Annotated in this window: 1 pseudogene; it reads left to right on the forward strand. The window is 79.9% G+C overall.

Annotation, left to right across the window (positions count from 1 at the left end):
• Positions 1-169: 169 nt before the first annotated feature.
• A pseudogene (locus ADL05_RS31540) lies at positions 170-348 on the forward strand (substrate-binding domain-containing protein); the annotation flags it as partial.

Genomic DNA, 348 nt, shown 5'->3' on the forward strand with positions numbered 1-348 from the left:
CACGTACTCCGTGTGCGAGACCGCGTGCCCGGCGATCTCGTCGCACAGGGCCCGGACGGCCGCCAGGGCCATCGCCTGGATCGGCTGGCGCACGGGCGTCAGCGGCGGGGCGGGGAGGGCGCGCAGCCGGGGGGCGGCGCTGTCCGCCCCCGGGGGCCCCCCCGGGCCCGCCCGCCGGCGGGGCCTGCGGGTCCCCGAGGATTTCTCCGTGGGGGGCTACGACGCCCCCCACCTCATCGCGTCCCCCGCCCCGCCGCTGACGACCGTGCGCCAGCCGATCCAGGCGATGGCCCTGGCGGCCGTCCGGGCCCTGTGCGACGAGATCGCCGGGCACGCGGTCTCGCACAC

It is taken from the genome of Nocardiopsis sp. NRRL B-16309 (assembly GCF_001279585.1).
Classification (GTDB): domain Bacteria; phylum Actinomycetota; class Actinomycetes; order Streptosporangiales; family Streptosporangiaceae; genus Nocardiopsis.